The sequence below is a fragment of the Mycobacterium sherrisii genome (assembly GCF_002102355.1).
GTDB lineage: Bacteria > Actinomycetota > Actinomycetes > Mycobacteriales > Mycobacteriaceae > Mycobacterium > Mycobacterium sherrisii.
The window spans coordinates 51,500-70,381 of sequence record NZ_LQPT01000069.1; the positions used below are offsets into that span (position 1 = coordinate 51,500).

The window sequence follows — 18,882 nt, forward strand, 5'->3', positions numbered from 1 at the left end:
GTCACTTCACCTTTGCGCCACCCGTCAGACCGTCCAGCGGAACCGCTTGAGATATGCCGACCAATTCCAGGTCGCCAGGAATTCCTGTGCCGCCTGATGGCCCTTCTCGTACAACGCCTCGAGGCGATCGATCCCGATGTCGAAGTCCAGCACACCCACATCGGTCGATTCGACCGCGATCGCGCGGGCGGCCACCCACGGCTGGTTGAGGTGAGTCTGGTCGTGTCCGGTCAACATGGTGGTGAGCAGGCTTTCCAGCAACGCAGTCTGCTCGAACAACCGCAGGGGTTTGAGTGCGGGCATCACCGCGCTGAAACCCTCGTTGAGCCTCGGCAGCACGGTGATCCCGAATGTTGGCCAGCGGGGCGGCTTTCCGTCGAATCGGTCGAAGGTGTCGATCGGAAAGTTCGACAACACCCCACCGTCTACGAGCACCGACGTCGCCCCCGTGCCGCCGGTCAATTTGACCGGCGGATAGAAGAACGGGATCGCCATCGACGCGCGCACCGCGTCGGCGACCAGCTGGTCGTCGGGGTCCAGCCCGTACAGCCGGCGATAGTCCCAGGGCAGCCGCACCAACTGGGCCGCCGTCACATCGGCGACGGTGACCACCAGCTTGTGGCGTCGTCCCTCCGGCAGCGAGTTCTCATCCATGACCAGATCACCGAAGTGGGTGACCCCCAAGTTCTTCAGCTCGCTACGAATCCAGTCGTAGGCGGCGTCACCGCGAAACATGCTGGTGTCACGCACAAGTCCCCAGGCGGCACCCAGCAGGGGGACGCGCCCCGAGTCGCGCCATTTGCGCAACGGCGCCGACAACGCGAGGTCCTTGACCTCTTGACTGCTCAGCTGGTCGCCCTTGGACGCGGCAGCCAGGATCGCCCCGACCACGGACCCGGCCGAAACGCCCGACACCCGCGGAAACGGATACCCGGCGTTCATCAGGGCGACGATGGCGCCCACCAGACCGATGAACTTGACGCCGCCGCCGGAGAGAACGAGATCCGCGGGCTTTGCTTTGGCCATTACTCCTCTGCGGAAACCCAATCGTAGGCAAGGTATTTGCCGTCGAAGGTCACGACAACGCGGTCGCCGGACGGGTGCGACTTCTTCTGCAGGTCGACGCTGAAGTTGATGGCGCTCATGATGCCGTCGCCGAACTGCTCGTGGATCAGCTCTTTGATGGCGCCACAGTACACCTGAAGCGCCTCGTAGAAGCGGTAAATGGTCGGGTCGGTCGGCACCGCCGTGGGAAGGCCCCCGCGCATCGGCGGGGCGGCCAGCACCGGCACCACCGACTGATCCAGACCGAGCATTTCGACCAGCTGCTTGCCCAGCTCGGGCGGGATCGGATGCTGGCCGAGCAACGCCGAGGTGGTCCACATCACCGGCCGGTCGATGGCGTCGGCCAGTTCCTGCCAGGTGAGGCCACGCGTCAGGCGCGCAACGACGATCTGTTCGGTGATCTCGTTTCTGTTCATGAATCAAGCATGCGGCATTCGCCCTGCGTCGGCCCAATCACCGTGACAAGACGTGTTGTAAACCGGCCAGCGGCGCATGACCGTCACCACCGTCCGTGATGCACGACCTCGTCGAATGGCCGGCGGTCCGGCTTGCGGATCGGTACCAGCGGACGATCGGCGGGATAGCCGATCCCGAGTATGAAGGCGACCAGGTGGTCCTCCGGCACCCCGAGAATCGCGCGCGCCTTCTCCTGATCCCCCACCGAGGAGTGCCCGGTGCCGATGCCGAGGTCGGTGGCGGCCAGCATCATCGCCATCGTCGCCTGGCCGACGTCATAGTTGTCCATCACCAGCCTGCGCTCGTCCGGCGGAACGGGCACCACCAACACAATCGCCGCCGGGGCCGACGCGATGTGCCCGGCGCCGCGCCAGACGGTGGACAGCTCTTGCAGCTGCACCGGGTCGGTGACGATCACAAAGTCCCACGGTTGGCGGTTTTTCGCCGACGGCGCGCGCCACCCCGCCTCGGCTATCCGGTTCAGGTCCTCCTCCGACACGGGATCGGGTTTGTACTGCCGAACATTGCGCCGAGCGCGGATCGCGTCCCAGAGTTCCATCTCGCTCCTCGTGTTTGCTTTTCTCCCAACGGTTTTCGTGGCCGCGCTAGGCCATCCGCTGGGCCGCGACGAACAGGTTGGCCGGGACGTCGTCCTCGACCTCCTCGGCGGCGGACCGGCCGTACCCGGCCATCAGTTCCAACGACGGGGTGACCGTCACGTTCCAGCCGTGCCGGCCGAACCATTCCCCGACGTCCTCGCGCTCCTCGAAGTACCACAATTCATCGGTGCTGGGCACCTCGCGTTGCGGATCGACTTTCGTCATGACGTTGCGCACCCGGTCCATCCGGGCGCGGCGACGGGCGCGGGCCTCGGGGTCGAGGAACTTCGGGCCCAGCGCTTCGACGCCGATCCGGCTGCCGGCAACCGTGAGCCCCTGGATGCGCTCGAAGAGCAACTCCTGGGCGACGGCCGGCAGGTACGGCATGAGCCCCTCCGCCGACCAGACGCTGGGTACCGAGGCGTCAAAACCGGCCTCCCGCAGCGCCGTCGGCCAATCCTGGCGTAAGTCCACTGGAACGGCGACCCGGCGGCAGGCGGGTTCGGCGCCGTGTTCGGCCAACGTGGACGATTTGAAGTCCAGCACCCTGGGCTGGTCGAGTTCGTAGACCGTGGTGCCGTCCGGCCACGGCAGCCGCCAGGACCGCGCGTCCAGGCCGGCCGCGAGGATCACCGCCTGCTTGATACCGGAGGTTGTCGCGTCCAGAAAGAACGAATCGAAAAAGGCCGTCCGGGAAGCCATGTAGCTGACCATCGCCTGCATCTGCTCCGCCAGCAGGGGTTCGGTCTCGAGCACCTCGGCGGGCAGTTCCGGGGCGGAAAACCAATTCCATACGCCGTCGCCGGCGGCATCGAGGAAGATCCGCGCGAACGGATCGCGAATCAGTGGATTGTCGCTCTCGGTCTCCGCCGCGCGGGATGCCGCGACGCCCAGCGCCGTCGCCCCCACGCTCTCGGTGATCTCCCAGCTGTCGTTGTCGGTTCTGGCCATGCTGTTGTCCTCCTGACTTCGACCCGTCGGCACCCGTTTTGGCCGACCTTACGTCAGCGAGCTGTCCGCCAGCTGTGTCCGCGAGGCGCGCGATTCGCGACGTCTCGGCCGCAGGTAACCAACCCGTCGGGCAGGTTCATCCCCTTACCGGGAGGTATCCGGTTAAGTTGTCGGCGGGCCGCTAACCGCGCGGCCGCGACGCGAAGGATCTTTTCGCATGCGAGTTGACGGGCGCGACATCAGCGTTTCCGGCAAGCTGCTGCAACCGGTCAACCGGCGCACCAACGACATTCTGCGGCTGATTTTGGCGACCGTGTTCCTTGCCGCGGTTATCACCGGCTCGCTGGTCACCCGCACCAGTTGGGTGCGGTTGGAGAAGTCCGTCTCGGAGATCGTCGGGGTCTTGACCCCGACCCAATCCGACGTGGTGTACCTGCTCTACGGATTCGCGATTCTGGCGTTGCCGTTCATGATCCTGATCGGGTTGGTCGTTGCTCGGCAATGGAAACTGTTGGGCGCCTACGGGGCCGCCGCGTTTCTCGCGGCACTGCCGTTGTCGGTCAGCAGTAACCGACTCGCGGCGCCCCGATGGCACTTCGACGTCTCGGATCGGTTGAGCACCCTGCCGGCCCAATTCCTCGACGACCCGCGCTGGATCGCGATGCTGGCCGCGGTGCTGACCGTCTCCGGCCCGTGGCTGCCGGCCCGCTGGCGGCACTGGTGGTGGGCGTTGCTGCTCGCATTCGTCCCGATCCATCTGGTCATCAGCGCCATCGTCCCGGCCCGCTCGTTGGTGGGCCTGGCGGTGGGGTGGTTCGTCGGCGCGCTGGTGGTGCTGGTGGTCGGCACCCCGGCGCTGGAGGTACCGCTGGTGGGAGCGGTACGCGCGATGGCCAAACGCGGATTCATCGTGTCGCGGCTCATGGTGGTCCGTCCCGCCGGACCCGGGCCGATCGTGCTGTCGACGGATTCCGGGGATCCGGATTCGACGGCCGCGATCGAGCTGTACGGGCCCCACCAGCGCAGCGGCGGCGCGCTTCGGCAGCTCTGGCGCAAGCTGCGGCTGCGCGACACGGAAACCGCGCCCCTGCAGGCCTCGATGCGCCGCGCCGTCGAACATCGCGCGCTGATGACCATCGCGGTCAACGAGGTGGGCGTGGCCAACACGTCGACGCTGGCTTTCGCGGCCCTGGATCGTGGCTGGACTCTCTACGCGCACAAGCCGATTCGGGGGATTCCGCTCGACGAATGCACGAAGACGACGCCGGTCGCGCGGGTGTGGGAATCGCTGCGAAAGCTGCACGACTATCAGATTTCGCACGGCGATCTGCGCTGCCACGAGATCACCGTCGACGACGGGACGGTGTTGTTCGGCGGGTTCGGCAACGCCGAATACGGCGCCACCGACGCCCAGCTCCAGTCCGACCTGGCCCAACTGCTGGTGACCACGACGGCGCTGTACGACGCGACGTCGGCGGTGCGGGCAGCGATTGACGCGTTCGGCCAGGACGCGATCTTGACGGCGTCCCGCCGCCTCACCAAATCGGCTGTGCCCAAACGTGTTCGGAAGTCGGTCGGCGATGCATCCGCCGTCATCTCGACCGCCCGCGCCGAGGTCAAAGCGCAGACCGGCGCCGACCAGATCGAGAAGCAGACGATCACCCGGTTCACCCGCAGCCAGGTCATCCAGATGGTACTGCTGGGCGCTCTGGTCTACGTCGCGTATCCGTTCATCAGCACCGTCCCGACGTTCTTTTCCGAACTGCGGACGGCGAACTGGTGGTGGGCGCTGCTGGGTGTGGTGATCTCGGCGTCGACCTATGTCGGTGCGGCGGCGGCGTTATGGGCGTGCACCGACGGCACGGTGAACTTCTGGAAGCTGTCGATCGCGCAGGTCGCCAACACGTTTGCCGCCACCACCACCCCGGCGGGGGTGGGCGGGCTGGCGCTGAGTACCCGGATCTTGCAGAAGGGCGGCCTGTCGGTCATGCGAGCCACCGCCGCGGTGGCGCTACAGCAGTCGGTGCAAGTAATCATGCACCTGGTGTTGCTGGTCCTGTTCAGCACCGTGGCGGGTGCGTCGATGGATCTCTCGCATTTCGTCCCCGGGGCGACCGTCCTGTACCTGATCGCGGGTGTGGCGCTGGGCATCGTCGGCACGTTCCTGTTTGTGCCCAAGTTGCGGGGTTGGTTGTCCACGGCGGTGCGTCCGCGACTGGAGGAGGTCACCAACGATCTCGTCGAACTGGTCCGCGAGCCCAGACGTCTTGCGCTGATCCTGCTGGGTTGTGCCGGAACCACTCTCGGCGCGGCGCTGGCGCTGTGGGCCAGTGTCCAGGCCTTCGGCGGCGGCGCAACGTTCGTCACGTGCACCGTGGTGACGATGGTCGGTGGCACCCTGGCCTCGGCCGCGCCGACGCCCGGCGGCGTGGGTGCCGTGGAGGCGGCACTGATCGGTGGTCTGGCCGCCTTCGGTGTGCCCGCCGCCGTCGGGGTGCCCTCGGTGTTGCTGTACCGGGTGCTGACCTGCTGGCTGCCGGTCTTCATCGGCTGGCCGGTGATGCGCTGGCTAACCGACAACGACATGGTCTAGTCCCCGTAGATCCCGCGCGAAAAGACCGCTCGACTCCGCCGGTGGCCGTACCGTGGGTGCATGGCAGAACAGCCGTACGCGATCGACGCCGGACACCCGCCGTCGGCCCTGCTCAAGCTCGTCAACCCCGTGCTGAGCCTGTTGCTGCGCACCCCGCTGGCCGGCCCGGCCCGCAAGCAGCTGATGGTGCTGAACTTCACCGGCCGAAAGACGGGGCGCCCGTTCACAGTTCCGGTCAGCGCCCACGTGATCGACAACCAGCTGTATGCGCTGACCGGTGCTGCGTGGAAGCAGAACTTCCGCGGCGGCGCCCCCGCGCGGGTCAGCTACGACGGCAACACGACCGCCATGCGCGGCGAACTGATCCGCGACCCCGCGATCGTTTCGGACCTCTACCACCGCTGCGCCGAATCGTATGGCGTGCGGCGCGCGCAGACCATGATCGGCCTGAAATTCCGCGACCGGCGCATTCCGACGGCGGAGGAATTCGGCGAGGCGGTCGACCGGATGCACCTGGCGGCGATCCGGCTCACCCCGGTCGCCTAACCGTCGGGCCCCGCGCCCGCGGCCGCCCGCGTGCGGCCGATCACCGGCTCGTCGAAGCCGGCCTCACGCAGCTGCCGGCGCACGGCGGCCGCGACCGCCTCGGCCCGGTCGGAGGGCACCAGCGCGATCACCGACCCGCCGAAGCCACCGCCGGTCATTCTGGCACCCAATGCTCCCGCGGCCACGGCGGTGTCGGCGATCAGGTCGAGCTGCGCGGTGGTGATCTCGAAGTCGTCCCGCATGGACGCGTGCGAGGCCGTCATCAACCGTCCAGCCGCGGTGAAATCCGAATCACGCAGCACGGCAACGAAATCGAGAACTCGCCGATTCTCGGTCAGCACGTGCCGTGCCCGGCGGCGGTCGATCGCACCGTTGATAGCCGACAGCACGGCGGTGCCGCGGTCCTGGACATCCCGCAGCGACGACGCCTCCAGATCCGCCGCCGCCCGCTCGCACGACGCGCGCCGCGCGGCGTACTCGCCGCCGGCGTGCCGGTGCCGCGCCCGGGAGTCGATCAGCAGCAGCGCGACGCCGGCCGCGTCCGGGTCGAAAACCACCGGCTCGACGGTGACGTCGCGAAAGTCGATCAGCAGCGCGGTTGCGGGCTGGCCGTACATCGCCGCCAACTGGTCGAGTAAACCCGTTGGGGCGCCGACATATTCGTTCTCGGCACGCTGTGCCAGCCGTGCCTGCTGGTTGCGGTCGATGCGAATCCCCGTGGCCGACGTGATCGCACCCAGCACCGCGCATTCCAGCGCCGCCGAGGACGACAGGCCCGATCCCATTTCCACCGTGCTGGTGATCGACATCGCGCCGCCGCATAGCCGGTGTCCCGCCCGGCCGAGGGCCCAGATGACCCCGGCGACATAGCCGGCCCAGCCGGGCACCTCACCGGGGGCCGTGGTCAGCGGGATGGCGACGGCCTCGTCGGCGCGATCGCTGCGCACCGAGATCACGCCGGTGTCCTCGGGTGCGAAAGTCACCACGGTGCGCTGGGGCAACGCGATCGGCAGGGCGAACCCGAGGTTGTAGTCGGTGTGTTCCCCGATCAGGTTGATCCGTCCCGGGGCGGCGTAACGGACCGTCACCCGAGTCCCCGCAGTCGCTCGGCCACGCTTTCCGGGGTGACGTCGCTGATGAACGCGTCCATCGCGGATTCGGAGGCCGCCAGGTACTTGAGCTTGGTGGCGCTGCGCCGGATCGACATCAACTCGACATGGAAGTATCCCTCGGCCTGCGCCCTGGCGTCGGCAAACTGATGCAGCGCCGAAATATAAGGCAGGGGTGCGGAATACATCCGGTCGAACCGACCCAGCACGTCGAGGTAAAGTTTCGCGAATGCATCGAGTTCGGCGCCGTTCAGTTCAATGAGGTTGCGCACGAACCTATTTGGGTAGATGTGAACCTCGACCGGCCAGCGCGCCGCGAACGGCACGAACGCGGTGAACAACTCGTTGCGGGTGACGATCCGGCTGCCGTCGGCCACCTCGGCGGCCAGCAGGCTGGCAAAGAGGTTGTCACCGTGACTCTTTCGGTGCGCGTCCGCCTGGCCGAGCATCGCAGCGGTTCGCGGTGTCAGGTACGGGTAGCCGTAGATCTGGCCGTGCGGGTGGGTCAGGGTCACCCCGATTTCCTCACCGCGGTTTTCGAAGCAGAACACCTGCTCGATACCCGGTGTGGCCATCAGCTCGGCGGTGCGGTGCCGCCAAGCGTCGACGACCAGCCGGGCATGGGCGGGTGGTAACTGCGCGAACGACCCGGTGTGGTTGCTGGAGAAGCAGATCACCTCGGTCCGCCCATGCCCGGGCACGGCGGTGAAGCCGGCACCGGACGGCGCACCCAACGGCCGACCGACGCCGGAAAGGCTGGGAAACCGGTTCTCGAACACGACGACGTCGTAGTCCTTTGCGGGCACCTCGCTGGTGAGGCCCGTCGGTCCAGGGCACAGCGGGCACTGGTCGGGCGGCGGCTTGTAGGTGCGGTCCTGACGCAACGCCGCGACGATCACCCACTGCCCGGTTGTCCGGTCGAACCGCAGCTGCGACTGCTCTGGTTGCCGTGGCGGGAGGGGTCTGCGATCAGCCACCGGCGCCGGGCGGTGCCCCGGCAACGCGAAGAACAACAGGTCGCGGCCGTCGGCCAGCTTCGCCCGTGTCGGCGCCGTCACGATGTCGAAGACTAGCCTGGTCCTGCGTTGGTCACGCCGACGTGCTGTGCGAGTCCCCGATCGCGTCGGAAAGACGCTCGTGCGCGGTGAGCAGCAACTCGTCGAAGGCGGTGCGCGCCGCGATGCCCTCGGCGCTCAACCGGCAGAAATCCTGGGCGATCTGCTGAGCCAGCAATGCCAGCTTGATGTTGCGTACCTGGGACAGCGACTTGAGCAGATTGAAGGCGGCCGCCGCGTCGATGCCGTAGACGAGGATCAGCATGCCTTGGTTCGATCGATCGCACCGCGCCGCTCGGCGATGGCCGCGACCTTCGCGGTGATCGCCTCTTCCGCGGGGCGTTTGGTTTGCGGGGTGACGTCGACGTAGAAACCGTGAATGCCGATGACCTGCCCGTGGTCGTCGCACACTTGGTCGCCCACGACGACGACGTGGTGGACCCCGCCGCGCGTATCGACGATGCGGTGCCGCGTGCTGAACGCCTGACGCGTGGCCACCATTTCGGTGATCGTCGCGGTCACCCGACGCCGGTCGTCGGGATGTTTGTGGGATAGCACCAGCTCGGTGGTCGGTGTCACCGTGCCGGGTTCGTAGCCGTGCAGCCGCTGCACGTGTTCGGACCATTGCCAGCGCTGGTCTTCGAAATGGAACCGGAACCAGGCCACCGATTCCGGGGCTCCGCCGGTCAGAGCCTGCTCTACGGCCTCGGTTTGGCCGTCCCAAGCCATGCTGCACGCTGCGATGCAGTCGGGGCGACGGCGCTATCCGCCGAACGCTCTCTGGTTGACCCGGCCACACCGTGGTGCAGCCGTTCTTCGGACACCCGGCACAGTTCGCGCGATCGGTCGATCTGCAATTGCGCGCGTCGAATGGAGGACGCGACGTCATCACGCAACGATTGACAGTCCCGGGGGGTCATCACCGGCGGGCTGACCACTCGCACCGAGTGTTCCCGCAGTGTCGAGATTCGTCTGGCGGTGCGCGCCCGATGGGCCTTCTGCCGACAGGCGGACGAGCAGTACACCGCGTCCGAACGTCCGAAAAAACTTCCCTGACACACCGCGCAGATCGCGTCCGCCATAGCCGTTACGTTACAGCTATACAGGGAGTTAGCAATAGATGGCCCGGCATTTGGTGGTTGGCGTCGAAGCCGAGGTGAGCGCGACCCGGCCGCGCCATAGGGTGAGCGAAAGAGAGGCGGTAGCGAGTGTCGGGTGGACGTGAAGTCCGTGACCGCAGCCCTGGCGGTACCCGGCGTGACGATCTCGAGTCCGGCCCCGCCGGCGGGCTGGGCGGCGTCGTTCGGGCGCGCTACGAGTGGGCGCGAAACTGGTGGATCGGATCCGATCCGGGCCTGCTGAGGCTTCGGATGGCGACCCGCACGACGGCGGCCCTGGCGTGTTCGCTAGCGCTGCTGTTCGTGCTGACCCGGGTAACCCGCCAGCCGCTGACCGTCGCACTGCTCGGGGTGGTGATCACGATGATCGCGGCCCGGTCCGTCAACGAGCCCGATCCGCGGCGGCAGCGGATCACGATGGCACTGCTGCCGCTGCCCGCCGCGCTGTCGATCGTCGCCGCGACGCTGCTGACGTCGCACTACATCGCGGCCGACGCCGTCTTCGTCGTGGTCGTCTTCGTCGCGGTCTACATCCGCCGCTACGGGCCCCGGGGACGGGCACTCGGCATGGTCGCGTTCATGGCCTACTTCTTCACGCTGTATCTGCGCGCGAACGTTTCCGAGCTGCCGTGGATGATCGGCGCCGTCGTGGTGGGCACGGTGTGCACCTATGTGATGAGCACCTACGTGCTGCCCGACCATCCCGAAAGCGTGTTGCGCGACACCATTCGGGCGCTGCGCGCGCGGATGGCGATCGTTGTCGACACCACGGCGGACGCCGTTCGGACCGGACGCCTCGACGAACGGCGACGGCGCCACATGCGAGCCCGCATCATCCGCCTCAACGAAACCGCACTGATGGTGCAGACCCAGATCGAAGACAAGGCCGACCCGGCCGTGCTGTGGCCGGGGGTGACCAGCCAGCAGCTGGCGCCGTGGCTGTTCGACGCCGAACTGGCCGTCGAGTGGGTCGCCAATGCCGGTGGGCAAGCGGCGTCCATCGCGGCCGCCGACCCAGGCGCGATTCCGGCCGGTACCCGCCTCGGACTGGTCGACGCGCTGACCCAGCTCGCGCGGTCGATCCGCATCCCGTCGCTCGCCGGTCTGCAACAGGCCGCCGGACGGGCGCAGGCGATCCTCGACCAGCAGCCCCCGCCCACCTCGGCCGACCATCCCGCGGACACCGCGGTACGACGTCTCGCGCTGGCGATCATCAACGCCGCCAACGCGACCGCCGAAGTCCGCGCCATCGTCGAGCACGCCACGGCCGCTGCGCCGACGCGCGCGACCGACCCGCAGGACGCGCAAGGCGACTCGGCCGACGAGCCGGAGGTGCAAGACGAGCGCCCGGACGATGGGTTGTCGCAGACCACCCGCCAGGCCATCCAGGCCAGCGTTGCCGCGGCGTTGACGATCGTGGCCGGCGAGCTGGTGTCGCCGGCCCGATGGTTCTGGGCGGTGATCGCTGCGTTCGTGATCTTTGCGGGCACCAACTCCTGGGGGGAAACGCTGACCAAGGGCTGGCAGCGGATGCTCGGCACGGCGCTCGGCGTGCCCTGCGGCATCCTGGCGGCCACCCTGTTCGCCGGTGACAAGACCGCCGCGCTGGTGGCGATCTTCGTCTGCCTGTTCTGCGCCTTCTACTTCATGACCGTCACCTACAGCCTGATGACGTTCTGGATCACGACGATGCTGGCCCTGCTGTACGGGCTGCTCGGCCAGTTCTCCCCGGGCGTGCTGATGTTGCGGATCGAAGAGACCGCGATCGGCGCGGTGATCGGCATCGCCGTGGCGATCCTGGTGCTGCCGACGAATACCAGAACCGCCATCCGCGAGGACACCCGCGCCTTCCTGCAGGCACTGTCGACGCTGATCGAGATCTCCGCTGCGACGATGTTCGGCGAGGACGAGACCGTCAGCCCGACCGAGCAGGCACGCCAGCTCGACCGGGCCCTGCAGCAGTTCCGGATCACCGCCAAGCCGCTGCTCGCCGGCGTGGCGGGCCTGGCCGGTCGCCGCACCATTCGGCGCGGCCTGCGGATCTTCACCGCCTGCGATCGTTACGGCCGAAGCCTGGCCCGCAACAGCGAGCGCTACCACGGTCCCCGCGAAGCGGCCGCACCGGCCGACTCAACAACCGACGACATCGCAAAAGCCTTCACCGCGGCCGCCGAACAGACCCGACGCAACATCGACGCCCTGCTGACCGTCGTCGAGGGGCACGGACCCGCGACCGTGGACTCCACGACCGATGCGCTCGACGCCGCCGAGGCCCTGGCCCGCCATCCCGGCGGCGTCTGCGGCCCACCCGATGCGCCGCCGCAGCCGGCCACCGAGCGGTGTCTCACCGCGATCCACGCGCTGCGCCAGATCGAACGGGCCGTCATCATTGCCGCTATCGGCCTCGGCGCACGCGAGACCCATAAGCCCAGCCGCTCGACAGCGAGTTAATGGCTGGCGCAGTATCCGATCGGTTCGACAAGCTCGAGGCACACGACGAAAGGGGGCGCCCCTTGGAGATTACCGGCAACACCATTTTCATCCCCGGTTCGACCAGCGGAATCGGTTTGGCACTGGCCCTGCGGCTGCAGGCCAAGGGCAACACCGTCATCGTCGGGGGCCGCAGAACCGAATTGCTCGACCAGATCGCCGCCGAGCATCCCGGGCTCGACACGGTGCGGATCGATACCGCCGACGCGGCAAGCATTCGGTCGGCCGCCGGGGAGGTGCTGGCACGCCATCCGAACCTCAACGTTCTGATCGCGATGGCGGGGATCATGAAGGTCGAAGACTGGCATCACCCGGATTCCTTCCTCGCGACGGCCGAATCGACGATCACCACCAACGTGTTGGGACCCATCCGCCTCATCGCAGCCTTCGTCGAGCACCTGCAGCAGCAGCCGGCCGCCACCATCGTCACCGTCTCGTCGGGACTGGCCTTCGCGCCGCTGCGGGCGACCCCGAGCTACAACGCGTCCAAGGCCGCCATCCACATGCTCACCGAATCGCTGCGGCTGCAATTCGCGGGCTCCACGGTCGAAGTCAAGGAGCTCGAGCCGCCGTCGGTGCAAACGGATCTGATGCCCGGGCAACGCGACAACGATGCCGCGATGCCACTCGAGGAGTTCCTCGACGAAGTCATGCGGCTGCTGGAGAATGACCCCGACGCCAACGAGATTCAGGTGGAGCGGGTGAAGTTCCTGCGATACGGCGAGGCCCGCGGTGACTATGACAAAGTCGTCGCGGCGCTGAACGCCAGCGACCCGCACGGCAAGTAGCGGACAGTTCGTTTCAGGTGTATGCCCATGTCCGTCCCCTAGGGCCGATGTTCTTCGGCACCAACCGAATTCATGCCCTCAGGACAAACGTCTCGACGGGCTTGTCGTAGCCGCGAAGCCGCAACGGCCGGCGCGGCGCCCCGCCCATCAGGTCGTCGGCCACTCCGGAGGCGACAAGCACCTCGCCGCCGGCGGCGTGCTGTTGCATTCGGGCCGAAAGGTTCACCGGATCGCCCAGCGCGGTGAAATCGACCACCGCTTCGCCGACGTTGCCCACGTAGGCGACCCCGGCGTTGACCGCGACGCCGAGCCGCAGCCAAGGCCCCCGGGCACACCCGTAGCCGACCGCGCGGAGCAACTCCGTCCCCGCCAGAACCGCGCGCCGCCGGTACTGCGGTCCGCTGATGCCCCGCACGAAGATGGCCATGACCTCGTCGCCGATCAGCTTGTCGATCACCGCGTCGTGGCGAAGCAGCGTCTGCGTCGCGGCCCCGTAGAAGCGGTTGAGCAGCCCGGCGAACTCCGCCGCGTCGCGGCGCCGGCCCAGCACGGTGGAATCGCGTACGTCGGCGAACAGCACCGCGACGTCGACCTCGGCGCCCCCCGGGGGAAGCGCGTCGCAGCACCGGCCGCACAGGTTGGGGTTCTTGCGCGACGGGCTGAACCCGGCCGCGGCGAAGGCGCGTCCGACCGGCCCACCGAACGGGTTGTTGCACACCTTGCAACGCGGCGCCGACGGCAGATAGCGAAAGATCCGCCGCGCCCTGACCAGAGGCGCATGACCTTCGGTTAGCACCTGGTCCCACAGCTGCTTTGGCAGCACCGGAGCCGGGCGCGATGCCGCATCGAAAACAACCATGCCCACAGTGTCGCCCCCGGCGCGGGGGTGGCACCTGAGGCATCCGCCCCAAACCGGCCGTCGATCGTCGCACCCGTTTACCCGGGTCGTCGTTGACACCCCTGGGCCATGGCCATACATTGCTTGAAAGTTGTCTAGCGGCGTTTTGCGCGCCGGGCATTCCGGGCTAAGGAGACCGCCATGGCCGTCGGTACCGCTCCCCCAAGCGTTTTCGACGCCGACCTCCCCGCCCTGCATTACGAGGCCGGCGAAACTCCCGCGCAGGTGTACCCGCGCATCGAAGCGGCACAGCGGCAGGCCCCGATCGCGTTGGGGCCGTACGGACCCGAAGTCCTCTCCTACCGCCTGGTGCGCACCGTCCTGCGGGACGCCCGATTCCAGATCCCGCCCGGCATCAACCTGCTCGTCCAGGGCATCAGGTCGGGACCGCTGTACGACAAGGTGGTGCACAGCCTGCTGTGCCTGGAAGGCGACGCCCACCACCGGCTGCGCGCCCTGACCGCCAAGGCCTTCACGCCCAAAGCGACCCGGCGGCTGCACGACACCATGGCCGCGCTGATGCACGAGCTCGTCGACCGGGTGGCCGATGCCCGGCGCTGCGACGTCGTCACCGACATCGCGCGTCCCTATCCCGTCCCGATCATCTGCGCGCTGCTGGGCGCCCCGCGCCAGGATTGGCAGCAGTTCTCCCGGTGGGCCGACGAGATTTTCAAAGCCTTCAGCTTCGACACGGACATCCGTGCATTGGAACCCGGCGTGATGCGCGCCTGGGCCGAACTCGACGACTACGTGGACGGGATGGTCGCCCGCCGCCGGCACAGCCTGACCGACGACCTGCTGTCTGATCTGATCCGCGCCGAGGATGACGGAGATCGCCTCAACGCCGCCGAGCTGCGCATGCTGGCCGGCGGCCTGCTGCTGGCGGGGACGGACACCACCCGCAACCAGGTCGGCGCCTCGGTGCAGGTTTTGTGCGAACACCCCGAGCAGCGGGAGCTGCTCCGAGCGAATCCCGAACTGGCCATGCGCGCGGTCGAGGAGACCATGCGGCATTCGCCGATCGCGTGCGGAACGCTGCGGCTGGTGGTCGACGAGGCCGAGCTCGATGGCTACCTCTTCCCCGCGGGCACCATGGTGCTGGTGAACACCGCGGCGGCCAACCGCGATCCCGACGTGTACGCCGAGCCGCACCGCGTCGACATCACCCGCGAAGGGGTTCCACCGATCCTGACCTTCGGTGGGGGCGTGCACTACTGTCTGGGCGCCAACCTGGCCCGCCGCGAGCTCGCGGAGGCGCTGACCGTGCTGTCGCAGCGACTGGTCGACCCGCGCATCGTCGGGCCGGTGCCGTGGAAGCCGATGGTGAGCCTGAGCGGGCCGACCAGCGTGCCCCTCGAATTCGACGTGCGGCGATAACCGCACGAGTCGCGGTCGCGGCGGGGCGACTTTACGCTCGTTGGTTACACGGAGTTAACGGGGGTTTGCTGATGCGCGTGTTCCGGGGCCGAAGTATGTCCGCATACGGGTTCGCCCTGGCCGGAGCCGCGGCCTGCGTGGTGCTGACCTCCTGTTCGGAGACGGCGTCGCCCCCGGCGACAACGCCGACCCCCTCGACCTCGATCGCCCCGACCACCAGCAGCTCGGTGCCGCCCCCGCCACCGATCACCGGCCCGCTGGAGAAGGACTGGAAGAGCTACGCCGGAACGGCCTACTTCGGCTGCCCGGAGGAATTCCATTCCGGCAAATCGGCGCTCGAGGAGATCCGGCCCAAGATTTTCGACACCAGAACCGGCCAATACGTCGCGCCGGCGCTGCCGACGATTCCGGCCGACGAGAACCTCACCGGGGCCATGTGTGCGCTGTCGGGCACCGCGGCGGACCTCAAGGTCGTCTATGTGGTCGCCACGGTCAAGACCGCGCAGCCTCCCGCGCCCGAAGTGCACAAGACCACCGGCTACGCCGTCGACTTCAAGACCGGCCAGCCTGCCGTGACCAAAGACCTCCAGCCCCCTACCCCCGAGTTGCAATTCACCGATCCGAAGCAATGGCGTTTGGGCGCAACGACCTTCGGTGCGGCGTGGCTCAACGCCTTCACCGACGGGAATGCCGGCGCTTCGCCACCCCGGACGGTCATGCTCTCGGTTAGCGACTTGGCCGCGGCGTGGAATGACCCCGAACCTGCGCAGGTTTGGCAGGACGTCCTGTCGTTTCACCGAAAAACGCAGGGCAACAGCGCATCTGGAGCGGAGCTGCGCCGCCCGTCCGGAGAAGTGATCTATCAGGACAACGATGTCACAGGCGTCGATGCCGAATTGTCCGACGGGCCGGACAAACTCGTGCAGATCACCCGTCGAGACGCCGCCGGTGCGGTGTCGACCACCTTCGTGGACCTGAACTCCAAGACCCCGATCAAGATCGGCGATTCCGACCGGGTCTCCGGCGGCGGGCTGGCCGCGACCTTGTCGGACGGCAAGCTGTTCATCGACGGTCGGGACTCTGCCGACTCGCAATTCGGTTTCGGGGTATGGAACCTGCGCACCGGGCACTGGGACCTGTTGAGGGATCGCGACGAAGCCAAGAAACTGCCGATCGCCAAGATGGCCTTCTTCGACGACCACCTGTACATCACCAACGCCGGGCAGACGTTCTCGGTGCTCGCCCTGCCCGCGCCCGACCCCGTCGCGACGAATTGGAACATCCGGCCGTTCGAGCGGATTTCGGGTTGGACATTGGTCTGCCGGGGTGAAACCACTGCGGGCGGTGAGTGCAAGGAAATTGTCATGGTGCAAGATCAGGACGGTCATTATCCTGGTCCCTGGTTCTGACCAAACTATGTATCGATTACGTTGCAGCTGAGCTGCGTCGATGTAGCGTACGGTTTTAAATTGAATAACTCTCGGTGCGGGATACGGCCCGGCGATTAATGCTGGGGTAATTTTGAATCCAAGTCGCCCAACGTTGGACGATTCCCCCTTTCCCAGGATGGAGGACGCCAATGTACAAACGTGAAACCGAGAAATGTCGCAAATGCGACGGCCTGGCCGACGCGCTGGTCTGGTACCAGTACTCCTCCCGTGGGGACACCGTCGGGCGGATCATTCACCGGATCCGGTGCCGCAGCAATTGCATGGGCCTGGTGGTGCAGGGGCCGGGGGCGCGCAGCTAACCGACTCCCAGGTAGGTAGGCGACCGGTCGGCTAACATTCTAGGCATGCCACGGCCGCCGAATCCCGAGGTGCGCCGCCGCCTGCTGGCGGCGGGACTGGATCTGGTACACGCGCGCGGCTTCTCGGCCAGCGGAGTCAAGGACATCACCGACGCCGCCGGGGTGCCGAAGGGCTCTTTCTACGCCTACTTCCCCAGCAAAGAGGCTTTCGCCGCGGCGATCCTCGATCACTACTGGTCCGACATCGAAACGCGGCTGCTCCCAATGCTTGACGCGGACGGATCGGCGGAAGAGCGAATCATCCGCTTCTTTCACGCACTCGCCGACGAGCACGAGGCGGGCGACTTCCTGCTCGGTTGTTTGGTCGGCAACCTCTCGCTCGAGCTCGGCGGCGCGAGCGAACGGGTACGCGCCGAGCTCGTCCGGATTCTCGGCCGCTGGGACGCGGCGCTCACCGCATGCGTGAGCGCCGGGCAGGGTGACCCCGCCTCCGACGTTCGTTCGGATGTCGGTGCAGCCGAGCTGGCTTCGCTGCTGATCGAGGCATGGGAGGGTGCCGCACTGCGCGGGAAGGTGACCCGCAGTCGCACGCCCTACGACCGGTTCGAGACGGTCACGGTGCCGGCACTGCTGCACTGATCGCTGCGCATCCCGACGCCGGATCAGAGGTCTTGATTTATAGACGACTGGTCATCTATTCTGTTCGTAACCAATCGAAGGGGCACCGCGATGACGAGTTGGACCAGCTACGCCGAGCCGCAGAACCCGGGGCTGCCGAGGGCGAAGTTCGAGCTTGATCACGACCATGCCGCCCTGGTCGTCACCGATCCGCAGATCGACTTCCTCAGCCCCGACGGAGTGTCGTGGCCGGTGTTCGGGGGCAGCGTTCGTGACAACGGCACCGTCGCTCACCTCGGGGAACTCTTCGACGCCGCGAAGCTCGCGAAGATCACGGTCGCGGTGTCGCCGCACTACTTCTATCCGACCGACACCCAGTGGCGGTTCGGCGATCCGCTCGAACAGTTCATGCGCAATGTCGGCATGTTCGAACGCCGGGGCGCGTACACCACGGCCGGGTTCGCCGATTCCGGCGCCGACTTCCTGCCCGAATACCGCCATCACATCCACGACGGCCAGACGGTGATCGCCTCGCCCCACAAGATCGTCGGCCCCGAATCCAACGACCTTGTGCTGCAGCTGCGCAAGCGCGGTGTCAGCCAGGTCGTTCTGGCGGGAATGGCCGCCAACCTCTGTGTGGAAGGCCACCTGCGCGAACTCATCGAGCAGGGCTTCGAGGTCGCCGTCGTCAAGGATGCGACCGCCGGCCCGCGCCTACCCGAAGGCGACGGCTACCTGGCCGCGTTGGTGAACTTCCGATTTCTGGCCAGCGCCGTCTGGACCACCGCCGAGGCCGTCCAAGCGCTGACGAAACACGTTGGCAGCGAGGGTGTTTGACCCACAAGGAGGTCACCGAAAATGGAAACCAAAGAGCAGCTGTATCGGCACAAGTTTGTGTTGCACAACGGCAAACAGATGCCGGCGCTCGGATTTGGGACATCGCTCTCCGATAACCGCAAGACCCGCGAAGCCGTCAAGACGGCGGTCGAAGTGGGGTTCCGACACCTCGACGCCGCCGAACGGTACCGCAACGAGGCCGACGTGGGCGCCGCGCTCAAAGACCTGTTCGCCGCGGGCACGGTGCGTCGTGACGATCTGTTCATAACCACCAAGTTGTGGAACAACAACCATCGCCCCGAACGGGTCCGGCCCGCGCTACAGGCGAGCCTGCACCGACTCGGACTCGACGCGGTCGACCTGTACCTGGTGCACACACCCTTCGCGTTCCGGCCCGGGGACGACCAAGACCCGCGTGACGCGCACGGTGCGGTCATCTACGACACCGCAGTGACGTTGCCGCAGACGTGGGCCGCAATGGAAAGCCTTGTCGACGAAGGGCTTACCGCAGCAATCGGCTTGTCCGACATCGATGCCGAGGGCACCCGGCGGATTCTCGACACGTCTCGAATCAAGCCTGCGGTGATCGAGGTCGAGTCGCATCCCTACCATCCGTAATGGGCATCCCTACC

General features: G+C 67.1%; 17 protein-coding genes and 1 pseudogene. 10 read left to right on the forward strand and 8 right to left on the reverse strand.

The features are described 5' to 3' along the window. Window positions 1–24: 24 nt before the first annotated feature. From AWC25_RS10910 to AWC25_RS10925, 4 genes are all read right to left on the reverse strand, one after another. Window positions 25–1,026, reverse strand: a complete 1,002-nt coding sequence (locus AWC25_RS10910) for a patatin-like phospholipase family protein (RefSeq protein WP_085166766.1) — start codon at window positions 1,024–1,026, stop codon at window positions 25–27. Continuing rightward, complete coding sequence (gene cynS / locus AWC25_RS10915; protein WP_085166767.1) at window positions 1,026–1,481, reverse strand: cyanase; 456 nt, start codon at window positions 1,479–1,481, stop codon at window positions 1,026–1,028. Before cynS ends, AWC25_RS10910 begins: the two co-directional genes overlap by 1 nt. Window positions 1,482–1,564: 83 nt before the next feature. Next, window positions 1,565–2,080: a nitroreductase family protein gene (locus AWC25_RS10920; RefSeq protein WP_069399596.1), complete on the reverse strand. Its 516-nt coding sequence runs from the start codon at window positions 2,078–2,080 to the stop codon at window positions 1,565–1,567. Between the two features lie 46 nt (window positions 2,081–2,126). Then, entirely contained in the window at window positions 2,127–3,071 is a 945-nt protein-coding gene (locus tag AWC25_RS10925) for a class I SAM-dependent methyltransferase (protein WP_069399597.1), read from the reverse strand. 217 nt (window positions 3,072–3,288) lie between these two features. Here AWC25_RS10925 and AWC25_RS10930 point away from each other — a divergent pair, with 217 nt between their 5' ends. Together AWC25_RS10930 and AWC25_RS10935 are read left to right on the forward strand one after the other, a co-directional pair. Continuing rightward, entirely contained in the window at window positions 3,289–5,664 is a 2,376-nt protein-coding gene (locus tag AWC25_RS10930) for a lysylphosphatidylglycerol synthase transmembrane domain-containing protein (protein WP_085166768.1), read from the forward strand. Between the two features lie 60 nt (window positions 5,665–5,724). Beyond that, on the forward strand, window positions 5,725–6,210 hold the full coding sequence (locus tag AWC25_RS10935; RefSeq protein WP_069399599.1) for a hypothetical protein: 486 nt from the start codon (window positions 5,725–5,727) through the stop codon (window positions 6,208–6,210). Here AWC25_RS10935 and AWC25_RS10940 read toward each other — a convergent pair. The 3 genes and pseudogenes from AWC25_RS10940 to AWC25_RS10950 all read right to left on the reverse strand — a co-directional run bounded on the left by AWC25_RS10940 (window position 6,207) and on the right by AWC25_RS10950 (window position 9,103). Next, complete coding sequence (locus tag AWC25_RS10940; RefSeq protein WP_069399600.1) at window positions 6,207–7,298, reverse strand: galactokinase; 1,092 nt, start codon at window positions 7,296–7,298, stop codon at window positions 6,207–6,209. The two genes, AWC25_RS10935 and AWC25_RS10940, sit on opposite strands and share 4 nt — an antisense overlap. Continuing rightward, window positions 7,295–8,377, reverse strand: coding sequence for a galactose-1-phosphate uridylyltransferase (galT, locus tag AWC25_RS10945; protein WP_085166769.1), 1,083 nt, complete (start codon window positions 8,375–8,377; stop codon window positions 7,295–7,297). Before galT ends, AWC25_RS10940 begins: the two co-directional genes overlap by 4 nt. Window positions 8,378–8,408: 31 nt before the next feature. After that, window positions 8,409–9,103, reverse strand: a pseudogene (locus AWC25_RS10950) (PAS and ANTAR domain-containing protein). 641 nt (window positions 9,104–9,744) lie between these two features. Here AWC25_RS10950 and AWC25_RS10955 point away from each other — a divergent pair. Beyond that, window positions 9,745–11,943, forward strand: a complete 2,199-nt coding sequence (locus AWC25_RS10955; protein WP_069399662.1) for an FUSC family protein — start codon at window positions 9,745–9,747, stop codon at window positions 11,941–11,943. Between the two features lie 62 nt (window positions 11,944–12,005). Further along, window positions 12,006–12,770: an SDR family oxidoreductase gene (locus AWC25_RS10960; RefSeq protein WP_085166785.1), complete on the forward strand. Its 765-nt coding sequence runs from the start codon at window positions 12,006–12,008 to the stop codon at window positions 12,768–12,770. 70 nt (window positions 12,771–12,840) lie between these two features. On the opposite strand, the gene AWC25_RS10965 is transcribed toward AWC25_RS10960, so the two are convergent. Continuing rightward, complete coding sequence (locus AWC25_RS10965) at window positions 12,841–13,629, reverse strand: adenylate/guanylate cyclase domain-containing protein (protein WP_085166786.1); 789 nt, start codon at window positions 13,627–13,629, stop codon at window positions 12,841–12,843. A 180-nt stretch (window positions 13,630–13,809) separates the two neighbouring features. On the opposite strand from AWC25_RS10965, the gene AWC25_RS10970 reads away from it, so the two are divergent. The 6 genes from AWC25_RS10970 (at window position 13,810) to AWC25_RS27140 (ending at window position 18,868) form a co-directional block, all read left to right on the forward strand. Then, window positions 13,810–15,045: a cytochrome P450 gene (locus tag AWC25_RS10970; protein WP_069399602.1), complete on the forward strand. Its 1,236-nt coding sequence runs from the start codon at window positions 13,810–13,812 to the stop codon at window positions 15,043–15,045. Between the two features lie 95 nt (window positions 15,046–15,140). Then, on the forward strand, window positions 15,141–16,454 hold the full coding sequence (locus AWC25_RS10975; RefSeq protein WP_069399603.1) for a hypothetical protein: 1,314 nt from the start codon (window positions 15,141–15,143) through the stop codon (window positions 16,452–16,454). Between the two features lie 170 nt (window positions 16,455–16,624). Continuing rightward, window positions 16,625–16,795 carry a hypothetical protein gene (locus tag AWC25_RS26795; protein WP_155945930.1) on the forward strand — a complete coding sequence of 57 codons (171 nt, stop codon included), beginning with the start codon at window positions 16,625–16,627 and terminating at the stop codon, window positions 16,793–16,795. Between the two features lie 45 nt (window positions 16,796–16,840). Further along, a complete protein-coding gene (locus AWC25_RS10980; protein ID WP_069399604.1) occupies window positions 16,841–17,434 on the forward strand; it encodes a TetR/AcrR family transcriptional regulator in 594 nt (197 codons plus the stop codon). 90 nt (window positions 17,435–17,524) lie between these two features. After that, a complete protein-coding gene (locus AWC25_RS10985) occupies window positions 17,525–18,250 on the forward strand; it encodes a cysteine hydrolase family protein (RefSeq protein ID WP_085166770.1) in 726 nt (241 codons plus the stop codon). 21 nt (window positions 18,251–18,271) lie between these two features. Further along, window positions 18,272–18,868 (forward strand): aldo/keto reductase, encoded by a 597-nt coding sequence (locus AWC25_RS27140; protein ID WP_211281038.1) that lies wholly within the window; start codon window positions 18,272–18,274, stop codon window positions 18,866–18,868. Window positions 18,869–18,882 lie beyond the last annotated feature (14 nt).